At 54.5% G+C, this 19,210-nt stretch carries 18 protein-coding genes, 1 tRNA gene and 2 pseudogenes; 8 read left to right on the forward strand and 13 right to left on the reverse strand.

The features are described from left to right. Window positions 1-32: 32 nt before the first annotated feature. Both PMI18_RS24545 and PMI18_RS24540 read right to left on the reverse strand, forming a co-directional pair. Entirely contained in the window at window positions 33-1,196 is a 1,164-nt protein-coding gene (locus tag PMI18_RS24545; protein ID WP_007896256.1) for an acyltransferase family protein, read from the reverse strand. A 236-nt stretch (window positions 1,197-1,432) separates the two neighbouring features. Next, window positions 1,433-2,623, reverse strand: a complete 1,191-nt coding sequence (locus PMI18_RS24540; protein ID WP_007896257.1) for a serine hydrolase domain-containing protein — start codon at window positions 2,621-2,623, stop codon at window positions 1,433-1,435. Between the two features lie 125 nt (window positions 2,624-2,748). On the opposite strand from PMI18_RS24540, the gene PMI18_RS24535 reads away from it, so the two are divergent. Beyond that, window positions 2,749-3,630 carry a LysR family transcriptional regulator gene (locus tag PMI18_RS24535; protein WP_007896258.1) on the forward strand — a complete coding sequence of 294 codons (882 nt, stop codon included), beginning with the start codon at window positions 2,749-2,751 and terminating at the stop codon, window positions 3,628-3,630. A 180-nt stretch (window positions 3,631-3,810) separates the two neighbouring features. Here the strand turns inward: PMI18_RS24535 and PMI18_RS30040 are convergent. After that, window positions 3,811-3,909 (reverse strand): annotated as a pseudogene (locus PMI18_RS30040) (homoprotocatechuate degradation operon regulator HpaR); the annotation flags it as partial. 22 nt (window positions 3,910-3,931) lie between these two features. Between PMI18_RS30040 and PMI18_RS31015 the strand changes: the two are divergent. Then, a pseudogene (locus tag PMI18_RS31015) lies at window positions 3,932-4,048 on the forward strand (copper amine oxidase); the annotation flags it as partial. An 85-nt stretch (window positions 4,049-4,133) separates the two neighbouring features. Here the strand turns inward: PMI18_RS31015 and PMI18_RS24530 are convergent. Then, window positions 4,134-4,565 carry an Lrp/AsnC family transcriptional regulator gene (locus tag PMI18_RS24530; protein WP_007896260.1) on the reverse strand — a complete coding sequence of 144 codons (432 nt, stop codon included), beginning with the start codon at window positions 4,563-4,565 and terminating at the stop codon, window positions 4,134-4,136. A 198-nt stretch (window positions 4,566-4,763) separates the two neighbouring features. Here PMI18_RS24530 and PMI18_RS24525 point away from each other — a divergent pair, with 198 nt between their 5' ends. The 4 genes from PMI18_RS24525 (at window position 4,764) to PMI18_RS24510 (ending at window position 9,529) form a co-directional block, all read left to right on the forward strand. Beyond that, complete coding sequence (locus PMI18_RS24525) at window positions 4,764-5,483, forward strand: YczE/YyaS/YitT family protein (RefSeq protein WP_007896261.1); 720 nt, start codon at window positions 4,764-4,766, stop codon at window positions 5,481-5,483. Window positions 5,484-5,582: 99 nt separating this feature from the next. Next, window positions 5,583-7,067 (forward strand): AmmeMemoRadiSam system radical SAM enzyme, encoded by a 1,485-nt coding sequence (gene amrS / locus PMI18_RS24520; RefSeq protein ID WP_007896262.1) that lies wholly within the window; start codon window positions 5,583-5,585, stop codon window positions 7,065-7,067. After that, a complete protein-coding gene (locus PMI18_RS24515; protein WP_007896263.1) occupies window positions 7,064-8,209 on the forward strand; it encodes a trans-sulfuration enzyme family protein in 1,146 nt (381 codons plus the stop codon). The genes amrS and PMI18_RS24515 overlap by 4 nt, the downstream gene beginning before the upstream one ends. A gap of 63 nt (window positions 8,210-8,272) precedes the next feature. Further along, window positions 8,273-9,529 (forward strand): aminotransferase-like domain-containing protein, encoded by a 1,257-nt coding sequence (locus tag PMI18_RS24510; RefSeq protein WP_007896264.1) that lies wholly within the window; start codon window positions 8,273-8,275, stop codon window positions 9,527-9,529. An 82-nt stretch (window positions 9,530-9,611) separates the two neighbouring features. On the opposite strand, the gene PMI18_RS24505 is transcribed toward PMI18_RS24510, so the two are convergent. The 8 genes from PMI18_RS24505 to PMI18_RS24475 form a co-directional block, all read right to left on the reverse strand. Beyond that, window positions 9,612-10,244: a LysE family translocator gene (locus PMI18_RS24505; RefSeq protein WP_007896265.1), complete on the reverse strand. Its 633-nt coding sequence runs from the start codon at window positions 10,242-10,244 to the stop codon at window positions 9,612-9,614. Between the two features lie 428 nt (window positions 10,245-10,672). Then, window positions 10,673-10,876 carry an Arm DNA-binding domain-containing protein gene (locus PMI18_RS31845; protein WP_081499814.1) on the reverse strand — a complete coding sequence of 68 codons (204 nt, stop codon included), beginning with the start codon at window positions 10,874-10,876 and terminating at the stop codon, window positions 10,673-10,675. A 172-nt stretch (window positions 10,877-11,048) separates the two neighbouring features. Next, a tRNA-Gly gene (locus tag PMI18_RS24500) sits at window positions 11,049-11,124 on the reverse strand. Window positions 11,125-11,187: 63 nt separating this feature from the next. Further along, window positions 11,188-11,748 (reverse strand): CDP-diacylglycerol--glycerol-3-phosphate 3-phosphatidyltransferase, encoded by a 561-nt coding sequence (pgsA, locus tag PMI18_RS24495; protein WP_007896267.1) that lies wholly within the window; start codon window positions 11,746-11,748, stop codon window positions 11,188-11,190. A 33-nt stretch (window positions 11,749-11,781) separates the two neighbouring features. After that, window positions 11,782-13,605 (reverse strand): excinuclease ABC subunit UvrC, encoded by a 1,824-nt coding sequence (gene uvrC / locus PMI18_RS24490; protein ID WP_007896268.1) that lies wholly within the window; start codon window positions 13,603-13,605, stop codon window positions 11,782-11,784. A 2-nt stretch (window positions 13,606-13,607) separates the two neighbouring features. Then, window positions 13,608-14,249, reverse strand: a complete 642-nt coding sequence (gene gacA, locus PMI18_RS24485; protein WP_008015884.1) for a response regulator transcription factor GacA — start codon at window positions 14,247-14,249, stop codon at window positions 13,608-13,610. Between the two features lie 127 nt (window positions 14,250-14,376). Next, window positions 14,377-14,820 carry a GNAT family N-acetyltransferase gene (locus PMI18_RS24480; RefSeq protein ID WP_007896275.1) on the reverse strand — a complete coding sequence of 148 codons (444 nt, stop codon included), beginning with the start codon at window positions 14,818-14,820 and terminating at the stop codon, window positions 14,377-14,379. After that, entirely contained in the window at window positions 14,821-15,579 is a 759-nt protein-coding gene (locus PMI18_RS24475; protein WP_007896276.1) for a carbon-nitrogen hydrolase family protein, read from the reverse strand. It abuts the gene before it with no gap. Window positions 15,580-16,208: 629 nt separating this feature from the next. Between PMI18_RS24475 and PMI18_RS24470 the strand changes: the two genes are divergently transcribed. Beyond that, the gene (locus PMI18_RS24470) at window positions 16,209-17,297 is read left to right on the forward strand and encodes a 3-deoxy-7-phosphoheptulonate synthase (RefSeq protein ID WP_007896277.1); all 1,089 of its coding nucleotides are present in this window, start codon (window positions 16,209-16,211) and stop codon (window positions 17,295-17,297) included. Window positions 17,298-17,357: 60 nt separating this feature from the next. Here PMI18_RS24470 and PMI18_RS24465 read toward each other — a convergent pair whose 3' ends face one another. Next, window positions 17,358-18,410, reverse strand: a complete 1,053-nt coding sequence (locus PMI18_RS24465) for a hypothetical protein (protein ID WP_007896278.1) — start codon at window positions 18,408-18,410, stop codon at window positions 17,358-17,360. A gap of 337 nt (window positions 18,411-18,747) precedes the next feature. Between PMI18_RS24465 and PMI18_RS24460 the strand changes: the two genes are divergently transcribed. Beyond that, window positions 18,748-19,210, forward strand: a 463-nt coding sequence (locus PMI18_RS24460) for an esterase/lipase family protein (RefSeq protein WP_007896279.1), incomplete at its 3' end; no start/stop codon positions are given.

Raw genomic sequence — 19,210 nt, forward strand, 5'->3', positions numbered from 1 at the left:
CGACGTGGGGGCAACGGTCTGTCGAAGGTGCATCAAGGCGCGGTTTCGGGGCTGCCCAAACGGCTGCCCGACACCTTGGCTTTCCCGGTCCGGCCCCAGCGCTGCATGACCGGTCGCTCGATAAAGTTAAACAACACCCAGCCACCGAAGATGGAGAGCGCGAAGGTGACCGCGACGATCAACGTGGCCGTCGCGCTATCGAACAATCGGCCGCCGAGCAGTTGCGTCGCGTAAGTCATGATCAGCAAATGGATCATGTAGAAACCGAAGGAGATTTCCCCCAGCCAGATCATCCAGCGACTGTTGAGCAGCCCCTTGCGGTCATTCAGGTCACTGGCGGCAATCGCCGTGATCAGTGCGGCGATCGGCACCAGCGTCACCAGATTCAGGCTGTACTGGAACGGCACCCACATGGCCGCCAGGTAACCGCCGGCCATCAACGCGAAAGCCCAGGGCACACTCAGTTCGATCCAGCGCCCGGCCATGAGAATGCGCGCCATGAGCATGCCCAGCACGAACTCGAACATCCGCACAGGTGGGAAGAAGTAGGACCACCACCATTGGCTCAGGGAAATCGGGTACTCATTGATCAGCGGTGTCGCAGGCGCCAGCAAGCGTATCGCCACTTGCGTCAGGGCCAGGCCGGCGACCATCGCCCAGGCCCAGTGCCACAGGCGCTCCTCGGAAATGTTCCAGATCAGCTTGAGCACCAGCGGGAACAGCAAATAGAAGAACAATTCGCAGCACAGCGACCAGGACGGACCGTTGACGCTGAGGAAGGTGTCCATCCGTGGAATCCAGGAATGCACCAGCAGCAGGTTGGGCAACCAGATCGCCACGCTGGCGGCAGGCACGGCAAACAACGCCATCGCCAACACCCAGGTGGCGATATGGTTAGGGTAGATTTTCAACAAACGGCGTTTCCAGAAGCCCGTCACGCTGTCGCCTTTGCGGGCCGACCATGTGATCACGAAGCCACTGAGTACAAAAAAGAATGACACCCCGAGCCAGCCACCACCGCTGAAGATCCGCTGGAAGGCATTGATCACATCGGTGTCGGCATAGGGGTTGAAACCGATGATCCGGGTCAGTGAGGCGTGAAACATGAACACCATCGCCGCCGCGAGGAAACGGATCCCGGTGAGCGAGTCGAGTTTGCTGTGGATATGCGAATGGTAGAACTCTGCTTTTTTCATTTCCCGATCCCCAAATAGTCATGGCGCGCCCAAGACACCTGCGTGTCCGGGGCGTGCTCCCTGTAAAAAAACACACGACAGTCTCAGCGGCGTTGCGAGCATTGCAGGCAATGTTGCGAGGGTCCGTTGACCCCAGGGGTACGGCTAAATGCAGACATTTTTCTAGTGGCGGAACGCTGGGAGAACCGCTTTTCTTGTGCTTGCGGCCGGTCCCCGGGCAGGGACCGGCGCGAAGGTCATTCCCCGTAAACGGCGTTGCAAAGGTCAACGGTGAATTGTCCGAACATGCCTTCGAAAGCGGTATTGGTGAAGGCAACGACCGTCAATTGTTCGACCGGGTCGACAAACCAGGAGTGTCCGTAGGCACCGCCCAACCGCCAGCTGCCAACCGATTCGGCTGTCTGTGCGGCGGCCGGGTCCTTGAGCACGGTAAAGCCCAGACCGAAGCCGCGACCGGGCCAGTTTTCCAGTTCGAGCTCGCCGGTCTGGTTGCTGGTCATTTCCTCGACCAGCGCTTTGGGTAACAACGGCGCGCCACCTTTGCGCAGGGTTTCGAGCAACTGGAGAAACTCACCGGCGCTGCCGATCAAGCCTGAACCACCAGAGTTGAAAGCCTGTGGATCGAGGGCCCGGCCCGGCTCCAGCTTGATGCCGGCAGTGCCTTCAAAAACCGGAACCACTTCCAGTTCTTTCATGCGCCGCGGTTGTGGCTGATCATTCAGGTATGCCGGGCTCAGGCGGCTGGCGTCAGACACGCCGAAACCGACATCGCCCAAGCCCAGTGGCTTGGCAATCAGTGTGTCGATAGCGGCGGCCAGCGAAGTACCGGTGACCGCTGCGATCACGCCGCCCAGCACATCGGTCGCAATCGAGTAGCCCCACGAGCTGCCCGGTTTGTACAGCAAGGGCGCGTGGCTCAGGCGGCGCAGGTTTTCTTCCAGCGTCAGGTTACTGCGCTCCATACCATCGGACACACCGGCATCGCGATAAGGGCCACCTTGATCGCTTTCCAGAAAACCATATGTGAAGCCGGCGGTATGGCTCAGCAACTGGCGCACCGTGATCGTCGCCGGCTGGCCGTCGCTCAGCGTTGGCTTGAAGTAAGGTAACCAGCGGGTGATATCGTCATCCAGGTTGAGTTTGCCCTGGCCGATCAGTGCCAGTGCCGCCACCGAAACGATCGGCTTGGATACCGAAGACAGCCGAAACAAGGCATCCTCGCGCATCGGTAACTGCGCCTCACGATCGGCCAACCCGGCCGCGCGCTGGTAAATGAGCTTGCCGCGGTGAGCCACCAGCACCACCGCGCCCACCAGGCGCTGATCGTGCAGGGTCTGCTCCAGCACCGTGTCGATGCGTGAAGCCAGCTGGACGGGTGCAAACGAGCGTAGAGACTGTAATGGGCGAAGCGGTTCGTTGACTGACATTGGCGGACCTGAATAGTTGAATGAATGACTCGATGTCTCGATGGTAGAGCCGGCCGTTGTCGGGAAACAGAGGTTACAATTCCGAGGTCCACGGACCTTTTTGTCCGCAATCAAAGGAGTGAGTGTTGGATAAGCTCAATGGCATCACGGTGTTCGTGCAGGTCGCCGAAAGCCTCAGTTTTGTTGGGGCCGGCCGCTTGTTGGGGATCTCCGCCTCGGCGGTGGGCAAGAGCATCGCGCGCATGGAAGAGAAACTCGGCGCACGCCTGTTCCATCGCAATACCCGCAGCATCAACCTGACCAGCGAAGGCTCGTTGTTTCTGGAGCGCTGCCGCCGGGTGCTCAACGAACTGGAAGCCGCCGAGCAGGAACTCTCCAGCTCCAGCGAGACACCACGAGGAAAACTGCGCATCAGCCTGCCGCTGCTGGGCGACGTCCTGTTCATGCAGCTTTCGCGATTCATGCAGCATTATCCGCAAATCCAGCTGGAACTGGACTTCACCGATCGGCTGGTGGATGTGGTCGAGGAAGGTTTCGACGCCGTGGTGCGCACCGGCCAGTTGCACGACTCGCGGTTAATGGCCAGGAAACTCGACAGCTTCGGCTTCTACCTCGTCGGCGCCCCCAGTTACTTTGCGAACCACGGCTACCCGCAGAATGTCGAGCAACTGCAGGAACACCACTGCCTGCATTACAAACTGCCCTCCACGGGCAAACTGGAAAAATGGCCACTGCCGGGGCTTGCCGAAGGCAGCGAGTTGAAAGTACCGGCCACGATGGTCTGCAATAACCTTGAAATGCTGATCCACATGGCCCGCCAAGGACTGGGCCTTGCCTGCGTCCCGGAGTTTGCGGTGCGCGAGGCACTGGCGGCCGGAGAGCTGGTGTCGATACTGCCCGATCAAGTGCTGCGCACGCTGAACATCCAGGTGGTATGGCCGTCAAGCCGCTACCTGACGCCGAAGTTGCGAGCGTTTATTGATTTTGTTTGTGATGGGGGTATTTGAGACCAGGCTGATTTGCATTTGCAAATCCGATGTCACGGAGGGGATGTCAAGAACAGGAAGAACATAACGCCAAACCGTACTACCGAGTGTTTTCTACATCCAGCCGCAGAAGCAACCATCAGGCTGCCGGCATCAACTCCCGCGTAAGCCACGTCGCCAGCCGCGAAATCATCAGCGTCCAGTCAGATCATGTTCATTGAGCACCGGCCGGAAAAATGCCATGGCCGCCTCGCGGGCCTGCAACAAGGTGAGCGTAAGGGACGGTCTGGGGGTCAGGATGGTTCACGCGGAAAAATAGGTCGAACGCCACGCCGGTCCGGAATACAAACACCAGGAGATGGGCCAGCCCAACCTCAGCACCGAGCGTCGCGATCTGGTGGTGCGCTGGATCAGCACCGTCGGCAACTACGACTACATGGCCGAAGCCTATTCGTTGGGCTGGAGTGGCGGATGTATGTCCTTCTACTTGGCAAAAAATAGATAGTCAGAGGATGTCGCGCAACTCAAGGGGCAAGCGTTCTTCTCTCGATAGGGACTGACAAAACAATGCTTGTACGTGTTTCACCGTACGCGTTGATCCTCGCAATGACATTCTCGATATCGGCCATTGACTTGGCATAGATCCTGATCAGGTAGGAGTCGTTACCCGTGATGTGTAGACACTCAACAACTTCGGGTATGTCGGTGAGCGTCGCTATCAATTTGGATTTCGCCGGCTTGAGGGTGGTGATGCCGACGACAGCAGATATGCCAAACCCTAGCTTGGTTGGATCTAACTGAGCGCTATAGCCCTTGATGACTCCGGAGTCTTCGAGTTTTCGTAGCCGATCAGTGGTGGCGGGAATAGAAAGACCCGCGTGCCTGGACAGCTCTGTGATGGAAATGCGACCACAGTCCTGCACCTTTCCCAGGATTTTTGTGTCTATACGATCCATGTACGTTTCCCCAGTAAAAAGTATAAATTTTAATGAAAAGCATGTGTTTTTCATTAAAAAATAATGCACCAAAATAAAGCGCAGTGCTAGTCTATTTACAGCCCGACAAAGCCTAAAAAGAATCAGGGAAATCAATAGCCCTAATCTTTAGCGTTACGCACCGCATAATAAAAAATTTCCTTCAGGGATGGTGTTCGCATGGAAGATGAAAAAATAAAGTGTGCAAAAAAGTCCTGTCCATCACTCACCAAGTATATTGGAACGGAAGTCCTAGGTTTTCGCAACTTCAAGATGGATCAGGTTTTCATGTATCTGGCTGGCGTCACCCTGTTCTCGGTGGGTGCCAAGTTTTTCATAGTCAGTCGACTGGGAACTGATCCTTTAGATGTCCTGATCATTTCAATCAATAAAATACTCATGCTCGGAATGGGTGTTTGTTCGGGCATCGTTGCTATATTCTTTCTGCTGTGGTGGATGCTCTGGAACAAGAAATACCCTCCGATAAGTCCCTTTATTACAACTACGCTTACCGGCCTGCTAATAGACCTCTGGTCTGTGCTGGGGCTTGGAGAGTATTTGATTGCCAGAGTGGATGAGTACACGATATTAGCGATGGGACTGATCTTGTGTGCTTATTCATCCGCACTGATCATCATGAGCGGTATTGGTATCAGAATCATGGACCTTGTGGTGCTTACCATGGTTTCCAAATGGGCGTGGTCATTCACCAAGGCCAAAATGATCATTGAAGTTGGAATCTTTTCGACCGGGTGGCTTTTAGGTGGGCCGTTCGGTGTGGGAACGATTGCATTTTTGTTGGTCATAGGCCCTCTCATACAACCATTCATGAATATAAATGCCAGGCGCTTTTCACTTAAAAATTATGGATTAACCAGCGCTTCTTCTGCCTACCCATAACCACGAGAGGGATTGCGGCCACCGTGGCTGTGGGATTATTTTGCCTCGACTATTTTAACCGGTGATGTTGACAGTAACTTCCGAGATGAGGAGTGAGTAATGGAAAATACAAAAAATAAAAACTGGACCTTGGAAAGCATGCCCGCAAAGCTGGAGGAAATACTTCCTGACGGTAGTGTAAAGTGTCATCTTTCCCCTCGAAACTGTGTCATCCAGGAAGGTAAGGTAGGTTTTTGCAAGGTGCGCGGAAACAGAGGGGGTCGTTTAGTTACATTGAATTATGGTAAAGGCGTTCACAGTACCGAAGAGACGATCGAAACCGAGGCGGTATTCCACTTTGCTCCCGGAGAGCGAATCCTTTCCTTAGGCAATATCGGCTGCATGCTTAACTGCGGCTACTGTCACAACTGGAAGACCTCCCAGGCCAAATATGTGACAGACAAAGACGTGTACTACTACACCCCTGAACAGGTGGTGGAAACTGCACTAAAGCATGGTATACGCGTCATCTCCTGGACTTATAACGACCCTGTTGTCTGGCATGAGTTTATCCTCGACACGGCAAAGCTGGCAAAGGAAGCGGGGTTGATCAACTTATATAAATCTGCATTTTTTATCAGTGAAGAAGCCATTGATGAACTATTGCCGGTCATTGATATATTCTCCATTTCGCTAAAATCCATTTCCCCTGAATACTACCGAAAAGTCACAACAGGCTGGGTAGAGCCCGTTCTGGCCGGCATCAAGAAAGTATACGATGCGGGTAAATATGTTGAAGTCAGCACTTTGATGGTGACCGACATCAGTGACGATGAGGATACCGCCAGGAAGATTAGCCAGTGGGTATTGGATGAACTGGGCCCGAATGTACCGCTCCACTTTGTAAGGTTTCACCCCGATTATAAAATGAGTAATAGCATCCGGACCCCCGTGGACAGACTCCTGAAGGCTCGAGACATCGCTCGGAGCATGGGGGTTGAGCATGTTTATCTGGGAAACGTGAATGATGTCGAGGGCACCAATACCAGTTGCAATAACTGTAACGCTCTACTCGTTACCCGCTACGGTTTGAATGCTGACATCATCGGACTGGATAGCAATGGTTGCTGTACTCAGTGTGGGCACGATGCACATTTCAAGTTACTTGGCGAACACAAAGTGAACATTCCTGTTGAACTGCAAGAAGATGCGTTGACCGCTTATGAGAAGCGAAAGTTCGAGTGGCATGGGGATATCGTATCGTTGCATGCCCAAGTGCTGAATACTGAAGGCTTTGAACAGACCGTCTACCTGCGGCGCAATTATACCGACGGGCTTAACAGTGATTGGAAATCACTGACATTGCGGCCGTACGAAAGCTATCGATTCATTGTCGCCAAGGCGCGAATTGATGAATCAGGCCCTGAGGTCTGGCTTCCCAAGGGAGTTAACTCAAATCTTCATGAAGTATTCGACAGGGCTCACTTCCCAACCGAGTCGATTGAAGAGATTGGTATTTCGCAAAATGACATCACGCCGACAATTGGTTATGAAGGCAAGCAGAACATGTATGAGCAGATTATCAAACTGGTCAACAAGTCATGAATGTGTCTACTGAAATACTCCATATCAAGGTCGATGACCGAGAGGCCCATCCATCTGTGACGCCTATTTATCAGTGCAGCGCTTTTAGCGCTGACTCGGCGTTCTTCTACTCGAGAAAAGCCAATCCCAACGTGACGGAGCTGGAACAGGTTGTCGCTTCCTTGGAAGGCAGCGAATACGCCTTGGCCTACAGCACCGGAATGAGTGCCATCTACATGGTTTTGGAGCTGCTGAAACCGGGTGGGTCGCTGGTGATCAACAAATACATCTATGGCTGTTCTTATAAACTGTTTCAGCGATATGCTGCACGTATCGGTGCGCAACTGACGATTCTGGATCTCACCACAGAAAGTGGGTTGGAAGCGTTGCCATCGAACGTGGATATGGTCATTTTCGAAACGCCGACCAATCCCTTCCTGAAAGATATTGATATTCATGCGGTCAGCAGGGCGGTTAAGCAAAACAACCCACAGGCCCTGGTAGTCGTTGATAACACTTGGGCCACTCCGATCTTTCAAAAACCTCTAAACTTTGGCGCCGACATTTCTCTGTACAGTGCAACGAAGTATTTCTCCGGGCACAGCGATGTCATGGGCGGCCTGGTGCTTATCAACAGTGAAATGATTTATAAGCGCCTGCTCGAAGGTCGTTTTTATTCAGGCTCAATATTAGCCCCTTATAGCGCATGGTTGCTTCGCAGAAGCATGCAGACGTTTAACCTACGCATGGAGAAACACAGTAACACTACCTCCAGCATGCTCAACTACCTGCAGGAACTGCCCTTTATTGAGCATGTTTATTATCCGCGAGTCGATGACAAACAATTGACCGGATATGGTGGCATTGTGTTTGTTGATATTCGGTCCGATCTGGTTCCCTTTTACAAAATCTTCACCAGCGCCCTCAAATGGTTTGGAACGGGCACGGGAATGGCCTGTGTCACGTCGATGGTTGCTCAACCCTTTAGTGGGAGTCATGCCTCAATGACTGAGCAGGAAAAAGCGGACATGGGGATTGAAAAGGGTTTGGTTCGATTGTGTTTTGGTTTAGAAGCCCTTGAGGATCTTAAAGAGGATCTGCTTCAAGCATTCGAAACCATGGAAAACATGGCGAATCGAGAACGTGCACTTAAACCTGCGTAGTTGATGTTAATCATGAGCAACGAGCTTTCAACGGCTCGTTGCTTTTTTTATGGAGAAGCGAAATTGTCCATTGCATTCGAAAAAACGATATTCGAAGACCCTACTCTGAACGTTATCCATCTTCTAAATTCCATTTCCAATGAAAATCCAGAGGCTATTTCTCTGGCTTCCGGTCGACCTGATGATGAGCAATGCGACCACTCCCTCATCGATAAGGGACTGGCCAGCTATGCACGATACATCGCCGATACGGAACATTCACTTGCGACACTCCTTTGCCAATATGGAAAAACCGCCGGGATTATCAATGAGATAATCGCCAAATACTTGCAGGTGGATGAAGGGATAAAAATTTTCACCCCTGAAAGTATTGTCGTGTGTATGGGGTTTCAAGAAGCTGCCACCTTGACACTGTTAGCCATTTTTGAAGGGGGCGGTGTTTTATTAGTGCCTGACCCTGTGTTTTCCGGGATAACCGGTATTGCGAAATTATTAAGAATAAAAATTGTACCCGTTCCCATGGACACCTTCCTCGATCCCTCTGCCCTGCGTAAGGTAGCCAAGGAGCTGGAGTCCAGGGGGGAAAAGATAAAAGCGCTGTACGCGATTTCAGATTTTAGTAACCCTACTGCTGACAGCCTTTCCTATGAAGACAGGAAGGCTATGCTCTCCTTGGCCAACGAAATTGACTTTTTAATCCTGGAGGACAATGCCTACAGCTACTTCAGGTACGAGGGAGATAAAATCCCTTCGATGAAGTCGATCGACAGTAGTCGAGTGTTCCTTCTTGGCTCTTTTGCAAAGTCGATTTTTCCGGGATTACGTATGGGCTATGTCATCGCTCCGGAGGGCGCCGGGGTGATGTCCTTTAGCAGTAGATTATGCAAAGCCAAAAGCTTGATCACGGTCAATACACCTGCCCTGTGTCAAGCGGTTGTCGGAGGTTTGTTGATAGAGAACAATTACTCTTTAAAAAACCTGAACCAACCAAGAGTGTTGTCTTACACGAAAAAAAGAAACTGCATGATTGAATGCCTTGAACGTGAATTCCCGTTCAAGGATAATTCTCGAAGAGCTGTCACCTGGAACCATCCGACAGGTGGTTTTTTCATCAATGTACAGTTGCCTTTCACCTTTGAATATTCTGAAATGTGCGAGTGCGCCAGGAATTTCAAGGTTATTGTATTTCCCACTTCCTTGTTTTCACTGACGAATGAGGCTGTTACTCAGGTCAGATTGTCGTTTAGTAATGCGACAGAATCAGAAATCCAACAAGCGATAGGCCGCCTCAGGGCGTACATTGAATTTAGAATGCAGTAAAGTATCCTCCCGTGGGCCTTGGGGATTGATGCCAAGGCGTGTTGATCAGTCAATGAGAAACAAGCCTTGTATGACTTTCCGCTCAGGTACCTGTGGCAAGTATAACGCCAGTGGCTACCTGATAGGCACCTAGGATGCTTATGGTTGACCCGGAAAAATAGTTGATCAACCTAAGCTTTGATTGGGAGATCCGGGTCTTGAATATGGAGGAGAATCCGCTCAACCCCAGCCACCAGACAGCCGAGCCTAGAAATATACCGATCACCATAGGCAACACTGAGTGCTGACTGCTTTGATCATTGACCATGCCGTCACTCATGGCGGCAAATATCGCAATAAACGACAAGATGGTCATTGGGTTTGACAGTGTCAAAAACAGTGTAGTCGAGTAGGCTTTGAACATGTTGGCTCGCTCACCTGCCAAGGCTGTTGTGCTCCCTTTCGATCTTATTGTTTGATAACCAATGTACGCGAGGAACACGCCCCCGAAAATACACAACCATGGTTTGAAGCTAATGAGCGTCGCTATGATAGCTGTAATCCCCAGCGCACCGACAAATCCATAGATCGAATCAGCTGTAGCCGCCCCCAATCCTGTCGCGAAACCTGCTCTCCATCCCAGCATAAGGCTCCTCTGTATGCACAACAGCCCAATGGGCCCCACAGGGGCTGCAATACAAAGCCCAATGACCATTGACTTAACGAAAATCAACATAGATGCACCTCCATAATTGATACTGAAAGGTTAGGGGAAGTGCACTTTTTTATGAATTAATTATTAATCTTCACATAGGCTTTTCCGATAATTTTGCACGAAGTATTCTTGTTTTTCCTTCATTACTAAGGTGCAGCGGTGTCCTGGGCACCGGATACTCTCGATACCTATCCGGCACTGGAAGTCCGTCCGATGGACACTTGAAGTGGCTGGCGGATGCTGATCCGAAGACCAGCACCAGCCAATGCTTCAGAGACGAAACCGATCTATCGATTGCGAGAGTTTGCCCGTCAGCTGGCCTTAGAGGCAGCCCTGAAGGAGTTGACCTTGAGGGTTGAGAGCCAAGACGGATACTGACTATCTAGACCCACGACCAGAAACACGATGTTCAACTTTGCGTACCACTTTCAATGCTGAACCACCACTTCTTAGGCGTTTTCCGTGGCCAGGCGCCTGGCATTACGCCCCCGCTGCCGATGGACACGCGGATCGATGCCCCTGGCGACCAGTGCCCTCGCAACATCACGCTGAGCACGAGCATCTCGTAAGCTAATTTCAGGATAGGTACCGAGAGAAATACGCGGTTGTTTATCGGGTTTGGCGTGTCGGACCGCGGTCTTGGTGAGAGCCATCGCACACGCCACGAGAAAGCCGATATGCCGAACACCGGATTGATGTACTGGAGAATGTGCCCATTGGGGCTGGACCTGAGTGTTTTCAGGGGGGACGCGGCAAAAGTCAAAGAAAGACTTTTCTCTGGACGAAAAAAATGGACCTCTTTTCAGAGATCCATTTTTTAATGCTTGGAGCGGGAAACGAGACTCGAACTCGCGACCCCGACCTTGGCAAGGTCGTGCTCTACCAACTGAGCTATTCCCGCGTCTTGGTGAGGCGCATTCTATAGAATCCAGATGCCCCGTCAACCCCTTGATTCAAAAAAAGTTTATTTCTTTTCCACATCCGTCTTCAGATGCGGCCAGGCAGCCCGCAAGTATTGGACCATGGACCACAACGTCAGGCCGGCAGACACCAGCAGCAAGGCGTACCCCATCAGGACCCAGAAGCTGAAGCTCGACGGATTGGCCAGCAGAATCACCAGCGCCAGCATTTGCGCGGCGGTTTTCCATTTACCCAGGTTCGACACCGCTACATGGGCACGGGCACCGAGTTCGGCCATCCACTCGCGCAGTGCCGAGACGACAATTTCGCGACCGATGATAACGGCGGCCGGCAGCGTGAGCCACAGGTTGCCATGCTCTTGCACCAGCAGAACCAGGGCAACGGCGACCATCAGCTTGTCTGCAACAGGATCGAGGAAAGCCCCGAACGGTGTGCTTTGTTCCAGACGACGGGCCAGATACCCGTCGAGCCAGTCGGTCGCGGCGGCAAATGCGAAGACCGACGCAGACGCCAGATAGCTCCAGTGGTAAGGCAAGTAAAACAGCAAAATGAAGATCGGGATGAGCAGGACGCGTAGAACGGTAATCAGATTAGGGATATTCATCGGCACAACTGGCTACGAGGTGAGTTGGGCATTCTACTCGCTGTGCAGATTTGCATAAATCAACTCTGCGAGCTTTTTGCTGATTCCGGGTGCTTTGGCGATCTCTTCGATGCTGGCACGAGACAGCTCCTGCAATCCACCAAAATGTTTCAACAAATCGCGTCGACGTGTCGGTCCGACGCCGGCAACGCCCTCAAGCGTAGACGTGCGGCGAGTTTTCCCGCGACGTGCGCGGTGCCCGGTAATCGCGAAACGGTGAGCTTCGTCGCGGATCTGCTGGATCAAATGCAGCGCGGGGGAATCGCCGCGCAAGGTGAACTCATGGGCCGCGTCGTTGAGGTACAGGGTTTCGAAACCCGCCTTGCGCGTCGCGCCCTTGGCAACGCCCAGTAGAATCAGGTCTGGCACGGCCAATTCGTTAAGCACGTCACGGGCCATGGATAGCTGACCTTTACCGCCGTCGACCAGCAGGATGTCCGGTAACTTGCCCTCGCCGTCCTTCAATTTGCTGAAGCGTCGGGTCAGGGCCTGGTGCATCGCGGCATAGTCATCGCCCGGTGTAACGCCTTCAATGTTGTAGCGCCGGTAGTCGGACTTGATCGGGCCTTCCGGTCCGAACACTACACAGGAGGCCACAGTGGCCTCACCGCTGGAATGGCTGATGTCGTAACACTCAAGACGTTGCGGTGGCTCGTCCAGTTTCAGCACTTCGGCCAAGGCATCGAAACGGGCCGCGACGTGTTGCCGGTTCGCCAGACGTGCGCCCAACGCTTGCTCGGCATTGGTGACCGCCAATTGCTGCCAGCGCGCTCGGGTACCGCGTACTCGATGGCTGATGGTCAATTCACGACCGCGCAGCTCTTCGATGGCTGCGATCAGGATCGGAAAGTCTTCGTGAACCACGTTGACGATCAGCTCGCTCGGCAAGTCGCGTTCTGGGCTGCTGATGAAGTATTGGCCGAGAAACGCTGCCATGACTTCGGAAACGTCTTCCTCGATACCCACCTGCGGAAAGAAGTTCTTGCTCCCCAACACCCGGCCACCGCGCACGCTGATCAAGTGCACGCAGGCGCCACCTGGATTGACGAACGCCGCAATCACATCGACATCGCCCGTCCCGCCTTCCATGCTTTGCTGGTCCTGGACCCGACGCAGCAATGAGATCTGGTCACGCAGCTCGGCGGCGCGCTCGAACTCGAGGTTGACCGCAGCCTCCTCCATGGCCGCAGACAACTCATCCGCCAGGGCGTTGCTGCGCCCTTCAAGAAACATCACCGAGTGGCGTACATCTTCGGCATACACCTCGGGCTCCACCAGCCCCACACACGGCGCCTTGCAGCGCTTGATCTGGTATTGCAGACAAGGTCGAGCGCGGTTCTTGTAAAAGCTGTCTTCACACTGACGAACAAAAAAGGCCTTTTGCAGCAGACTCAGGCTTTCGCGAATCGCACCGGCGCTGGGATAAGGGCCGAAATATTTGCCCTTGGCCTTTTTCGCTCCCCGATGGATGCTCAGGCGTGGGAACTGACCATCCGAGAGAAAGACGTAAGGGTAGGATTTGTCGTCGCGCAGCAGGATGTTGTACGGCGGACGCCATTCCTTGATCAGCGTCTGCTCAAGCAGCAAGGCTTCGGTTTCGTTGGCCGTGATGGTGGTTTCGACCTGGGCGATACGGCCCACCAGCGCAGCAGTCTTGGGGGCAAGACCGGCTTTGCGGAAGTAACTCGCCAAACGCTTCTTGAGATTTTTGGCTTTGCCGACATAAAGCAGCCGCGCATCGCTGTCGAACATGCGATAGACGCCCGGCCGCCCACTGACCGTCGACAGAAAAGCACTTGGATCGAATATTTCAGTCATTTTCAGAGGCTGGCATCAACCATGCCGTGACGAACCGCCAACAGCGTCAACTCGACATCGCTGCTGATCGAAAGCTTCTCGAAAATACGGTAACGGTAGGTATTCACTGTTTTTGGCGACAGGCACAGTTTGTCGGAAATGATCTGCACTTTCTGACAGCCGACAATCATCAACGCAATCTGGATTTCCCGCTCCGACAAGGCGTCGAAGGGCGAATCATTGGTTGGCTGGAACGACTTGATCGCCAGTTGCTGGGCAATCTGCGGGCTGATATAGCGTTGCCCGGCAAATACCAGGCGAATGGCCTGGACCATTTCCGGCAATCCGGCGCCCTTGGTCAGGTAACCCGCGGCCCCCGCCTGTAACAGCCGGGTAGGAAACGGATCTTCTTCGCACACGGTGACTGCGACGACTTTGATGTCGGGATGACTGCGCAATAATTTGCGCGTGGCTTCAAGACCGCCGATCCCGGGCATCTTGACGTCCATCAGCACCACATCGGGTTTCAACTCACGCGCTTTGAGCAGGGATTCCTCCCCTGACTCGGCCTGACCGACTACTTGCAGGCCATCGATGTCAGCCAGCATTCGTGTAATGCCTGTACGAACGAGATCATGGTCATCGACTACTAGCACCCTAATCAAGCAGACACCTCGCGATTTGGTCTTATTGGGTTGCCGGACACCTTAGCAAAAAGCAACTGGCAGACCTAGCGGAAAGCAGCATATAAAAAGTGTCAAATCTTCTTGCGAGGCTTGCCACCAGTGTGTTTCAGCGGTGCAGTTCATTGATATCACGCTGCATTCTCAGGAAACACTGGTCTTTGCCGACCACCTTCAGGCCCTTTCTTTCGTAAAGTATTTTTGCCGGATTATTTTCAAAAACGGTCAGACGCAATGCCGGACGTCGTTCCTTGCATGCCATGGCGAATACCTGATCGATCACCCAGGACCCGGCGCCCTGCCCCTGGTACGCTTCAAGCATATGCAATTCGCGGATATACAAGGCTCTGGCGTCACGGCTCAGGCTGACATAACCCATCAGCGTGTCATCACGCACGATCAGCCAGTTTTCGCGCCCCTCCCAAGCGACATCGAAGGCCTCGTCCAGCCACAACAGCTCATGTTGAATGTAGTAGCGAAGCATATTTCGACAAGTCAGGTCACGAGCAAAGTCCAGATCCCGAGACGTTGCCGGACGCAATTCGAAACCCATTCAAGCCTCCGCCACAGCCACGATTTGCCCTCTCCAACCGTCAGCATTGCGCCGAGCAACGACCATAAGGCTCCCCGTACCCGGGGCCGCCACAATCAACGTCCCGTCCCCCGCCCAGATTGCACTGCGCCCTGCCGACTCCCAGCCACCCGTTGTGCCACCATGGTTGGCCATCAGAACCGCCATCGAGTGGGTGCAAGCATAGCCTTGCAATAGTGCGGTATCTGGAGCGTAGCCGTTTTCTGTGATCAACACGCCCGCGGCGTAAAGATCAGCGCCCTGCCGTGCCGCGGCTGCCGCGTGACTGGCGTGAGAAAAATCGGCGCAGACCGCCAGCGCGACGGTGTCGGTACCGATCTTCAATGTCGAACCGCCTGTTCCCGGAGCAAACGCCACCTCCTCGCCTGGGTGCAGATGCTGCTTGCTGTAAACCCCAAGCGAACCATCGGCGCCCAATACCAGAGCTCCGATCAATACCGGCGAAGCATCCGACAGACGAATCGGCATCCCGACGACAGTGGTCACACCGACTTCCCGCGCGAAATCACGCAGCGGTTGCAGCACCCCGGCGTCCGGCCTTATGGCCAGTTCCGCCGCCAGGCCGCGTTCATACCCGGTCAGTGACAGTTCCGCAAACACCAGCAATTGCACGCCCTGCTCCGCAGCAACCTGCATGAAGCGCCGATGCCAGGCCATATTGGCGGCAAGATCACCGGCGATGGAGATCGATTGAGCGGCGGCAATGGTCAGTGTCGTCATGGTTTCGTCCTTGTGACGTTGTAGTTATCGGGCGCGGCGCAAAGTGTGTCACAACACCCGACGTACTCAAGCGATAGAAAAGCCCATGATCATCGATAGCATTTTCTGATTGAATCCGCGTACCGGCCTCTAGTAAGCTCGGCGCATTCATCGGAGACAGACCATGCTCAACGCCCTCTCACAGCTTCGTACCGCCAGCGCCCCGCGCTCGGTTGCGGCTGCCCGGGTGAATGACGTTTGTGCTTCGGTCAGCTTTTATTTTGGGTATTGGTTTAGCCACTGGCGCGCCTGATACCCACACGGCGCCCACTTTAAACGGGTCGCCACCAGAGAATTCTCAACCCCCGGTCGGCCTCCCGACCGGGGGTTTTGTTTTTTCAGCCCTGAACATTTTTAGCGTCACACCAGACAATTTGAGGATTCACGACATGAACTACGCCACTTATTACCGTTACGACAGTTTTACCGCCTGGCGATTTACCAGCCTCCGCTCGGGACAGCCTGCCGCCTCCGATCGGTCACCCACAGGTGGCAAGCACACACACGCAGCCAATCCGGCCAATTGTCGAACACCCCAATAGGGCCGAGCGCGCGGGAACGAACCCGCCGCCAGCCCAGGAAGCCCGAATATGAACTCGTCCGTCTCTGCTCTGCCGCTGTCCACCTTGAGCCCTGCCAATGAAGCGCTGACCTTGCGTCTGCCCAGCTCATTGCAGCTCAAACAACAATTACCCCTCAGCAATGCGCTGACCCGGCAAGTCGCCAACCACCGTCAGGCGGTTCGCGCGATCCTCAACGGTGAAGACTGCCGTCTGCTGGTCATCGTCGGCCCCTGCTCGATTCACGACCCACGTTCAGCCCTCGAATACGCCGCCAACCTGGCCCGGCTGGCCGCTGAAGTCAGCGATGAGATGTTGCTGGTAATGCGCGCCTACGTCGAAAAACCCCGCACCACGGTCGGTTGGAAAGGCCTGGCCTACGACCCGCATCTGGATGGCAGCGACGACATGGCGGGCGGTTTGACGCTGTCCCGCGAATTGATGCGCGAAATGCTCCAGCTGGGCTTACCCGTTGCCACCGAGCTGCTGCAACCGATGGCCGCCGGTTACTTCGACGACCTGCTGAGCTGGGTCGCGATTGGCGCCCGTACCACCGAATCACAGATCCACCGGGAAATGGCCAGCGGCCTGGGCATGCCGGTCGGGTTCAAGAACGGCACCGATGGCAGTGTGGCTGTGGCCAGCGATGCCATGCGCTCGGCCGCCCATCCGCATCGTCATTTCGGCGTCGATAGCCAAGGGCACCCTGCAATTATTCAGACGCCGGGCAACCCCGACACCCATCTGGTTCTGCGTGGCGGCCATCGCGGGCCGAACTACGACCGCGACAGCATCGCCCAAGTGCACAGCGATTTGACCAGACTCAAAATCCCGGCGCGGATCATGGTCGACTGCAGCCACGCTAACAGCGGTAAAGACCCATTACGCCAGCCAGCCGTGTTCAACGACGTGCTTGAACAACGCCTGCAAGGTGATCGTTCGCTGGTCGGCATGATGATTGAGAGCCATCTGTTCGAAGGCTGCCAACCGTTGAGCCCGTCGTTGCGTTACGGGGTGTCGGTAACGGACGGCTGCCTTGGCTGGACCGGGACGGAACAGTTGTTGCTGCTGGCAGCCGAGCGACTTCATGCGCAGCGCCATACTCAACAGCCAAAGTGACCAGTAACCGCCTTCCGGTTTTCAATCGAATACCGGAAGGCGGTTGACGTTGAAACAGGTTTACGAGTGCACTTGCACCAACGTGACTTCGGACTGCTGGCTCACATCGTCGAGACGTTCGACCGAAAAGGCTACCCGGACCGTCAAGTCCCGATGCTCGCGCCAAAACCTGTAGGGAACGATAAATACCAGCGGTTGCCCGGCCATTTCCCTGGAAATTTCACGATCATCGCGATGATTGAAATGCTCCCCGTCACACTTCAGATAGACCAGTTCCCCCTCTTCGGCCTGAGCATTGTCGATCACGACGGTGACACCATCGATCGTATCTTGCAGATCCAGCCAACCCTCATCGGCTTCCAGCACGGTAGGTGGCAAAAGCGGTCCTCGTTCCAGCGGGCCGATCAACAGCTGTGCAGGTTCCGAGAAGCGTGACGCTTGCCCATTCTGCTCGACGCAGTAGCTGATCGTAACGGCTGCCCCGAGATTGGGGGCAATACAGTCGGGACTTACCCAAAAAGACAGTTCACCGCCGACTGCAAAAGATTCGATTTTCAATGTGTCATTGAAACTCGCTTGGGGTGTCACACCTGCCCAGGACAGCAAGACCCGATCTCCAACCGCCATCCGGGCGTACGGCCTGATGGTAACGCGCGCGCCCTCCCCGACTCTGTCCGGATCAAGCGTGCCGCCCACCGCATCGTTCACAATCACAGGCAGCAAATCTGGCCGGGCATCACCGACGTTCAGGTACAAACGCCCGGACGCCACAGGTTCCTGAAGGCGCGCCGTGTAGAGGGTGTAATAGACCTCGAGTGACCCGCCGTCCAGTGCGGCGATGTGTACGGCCGACACACAAAAGACAATCGCCCTGCCCACCTGAGCTTCGCTGACAAAACGCGATACCTCATGCCGATACGCAACACCCTCTGAATCGATACCTGACCAGAACATGACCAGTTTGTCTCCGCAGGCCATGTCCGGGTAAGGAGAGACAGTAATAATGGCCTTATTGTCGGATGGATCGAGCATGGCGTTATCCGCCTGATCCAACTGTGGTGCCGCCATGCAGTGCTCTACAACATTCAAGTTCTCTGCTTCATAAGTAGTCATTCAACGCTCCAGTCCTTGGAATAAATGCCGCCTTGAGGTCGGCATCGAACGAAGCCTATTGAAACCCGCGGTGCTGATTCGCGCTGCCGGACAATCGCGTCGGCTTGCACGGTAAAAGGACGTTTCAGAAGTAGGTCATTGCGAGGAAACGCGCAGTCATCGTTAAAAAGATGTCCGGATATTCCGACCAAGACCTCATGCTCATTCGAGCTTTCGTACAATTTCTATTCCGTTTTCATCAGGTTACAGCGGCTTTTTCATACATCGCCGAGCAGGCGGTGTGCTTTAGAGTGCGCCCTTGAGCACACACCTGACTTACTGTGAAAAAGGAATGTACATGCTACGGAATGCAACCACTCAGTATCCGATCCTGCTGGTCCATGGGCTCTTCGGCTTCGATCGCATCGGCAATCTGGAACTGTTCCATGACGTCAAACTGGCTCTGAGAAGTGCTGGTGCGAGGGTTTTCATCCCACACCTGTCAGCCACCCACAGTAATGAAACCCGCGGCGAACAACTGTTGGCGCAGATCGACCGGGTATTGCAAGGAACCGGTGCAAGCAAAGTCAACCTGATCGGTCATAGTCAGGGCGCACTGGCTGCACGGTATGCGGGGGCGCTGGCGCCAGAGGTGGTCGCTTCGGTGACATCGGTCAGCGGGCCGAACCATGGCTCGGAACTGGCCGACTTCCTGCGTAAGGCGCTGACGCCCGGGCGCCTGCCCGAACAGGTCGCCGGAGCGGTGGCCACCCTGTTCGCCGACTTCCTGTCGTTGCTCAGTGGCAGCCGGCACCTGCCAC

This window comes from Pseudomonas sp. GM102 (assembly GCF_000282555.1).
Classification (GTDB): Bacteria; Pseudomonadota; Gammaproteobacteria; order Pseudomonadales; family Pseudomonadaceae; genus Aquipseudomonas.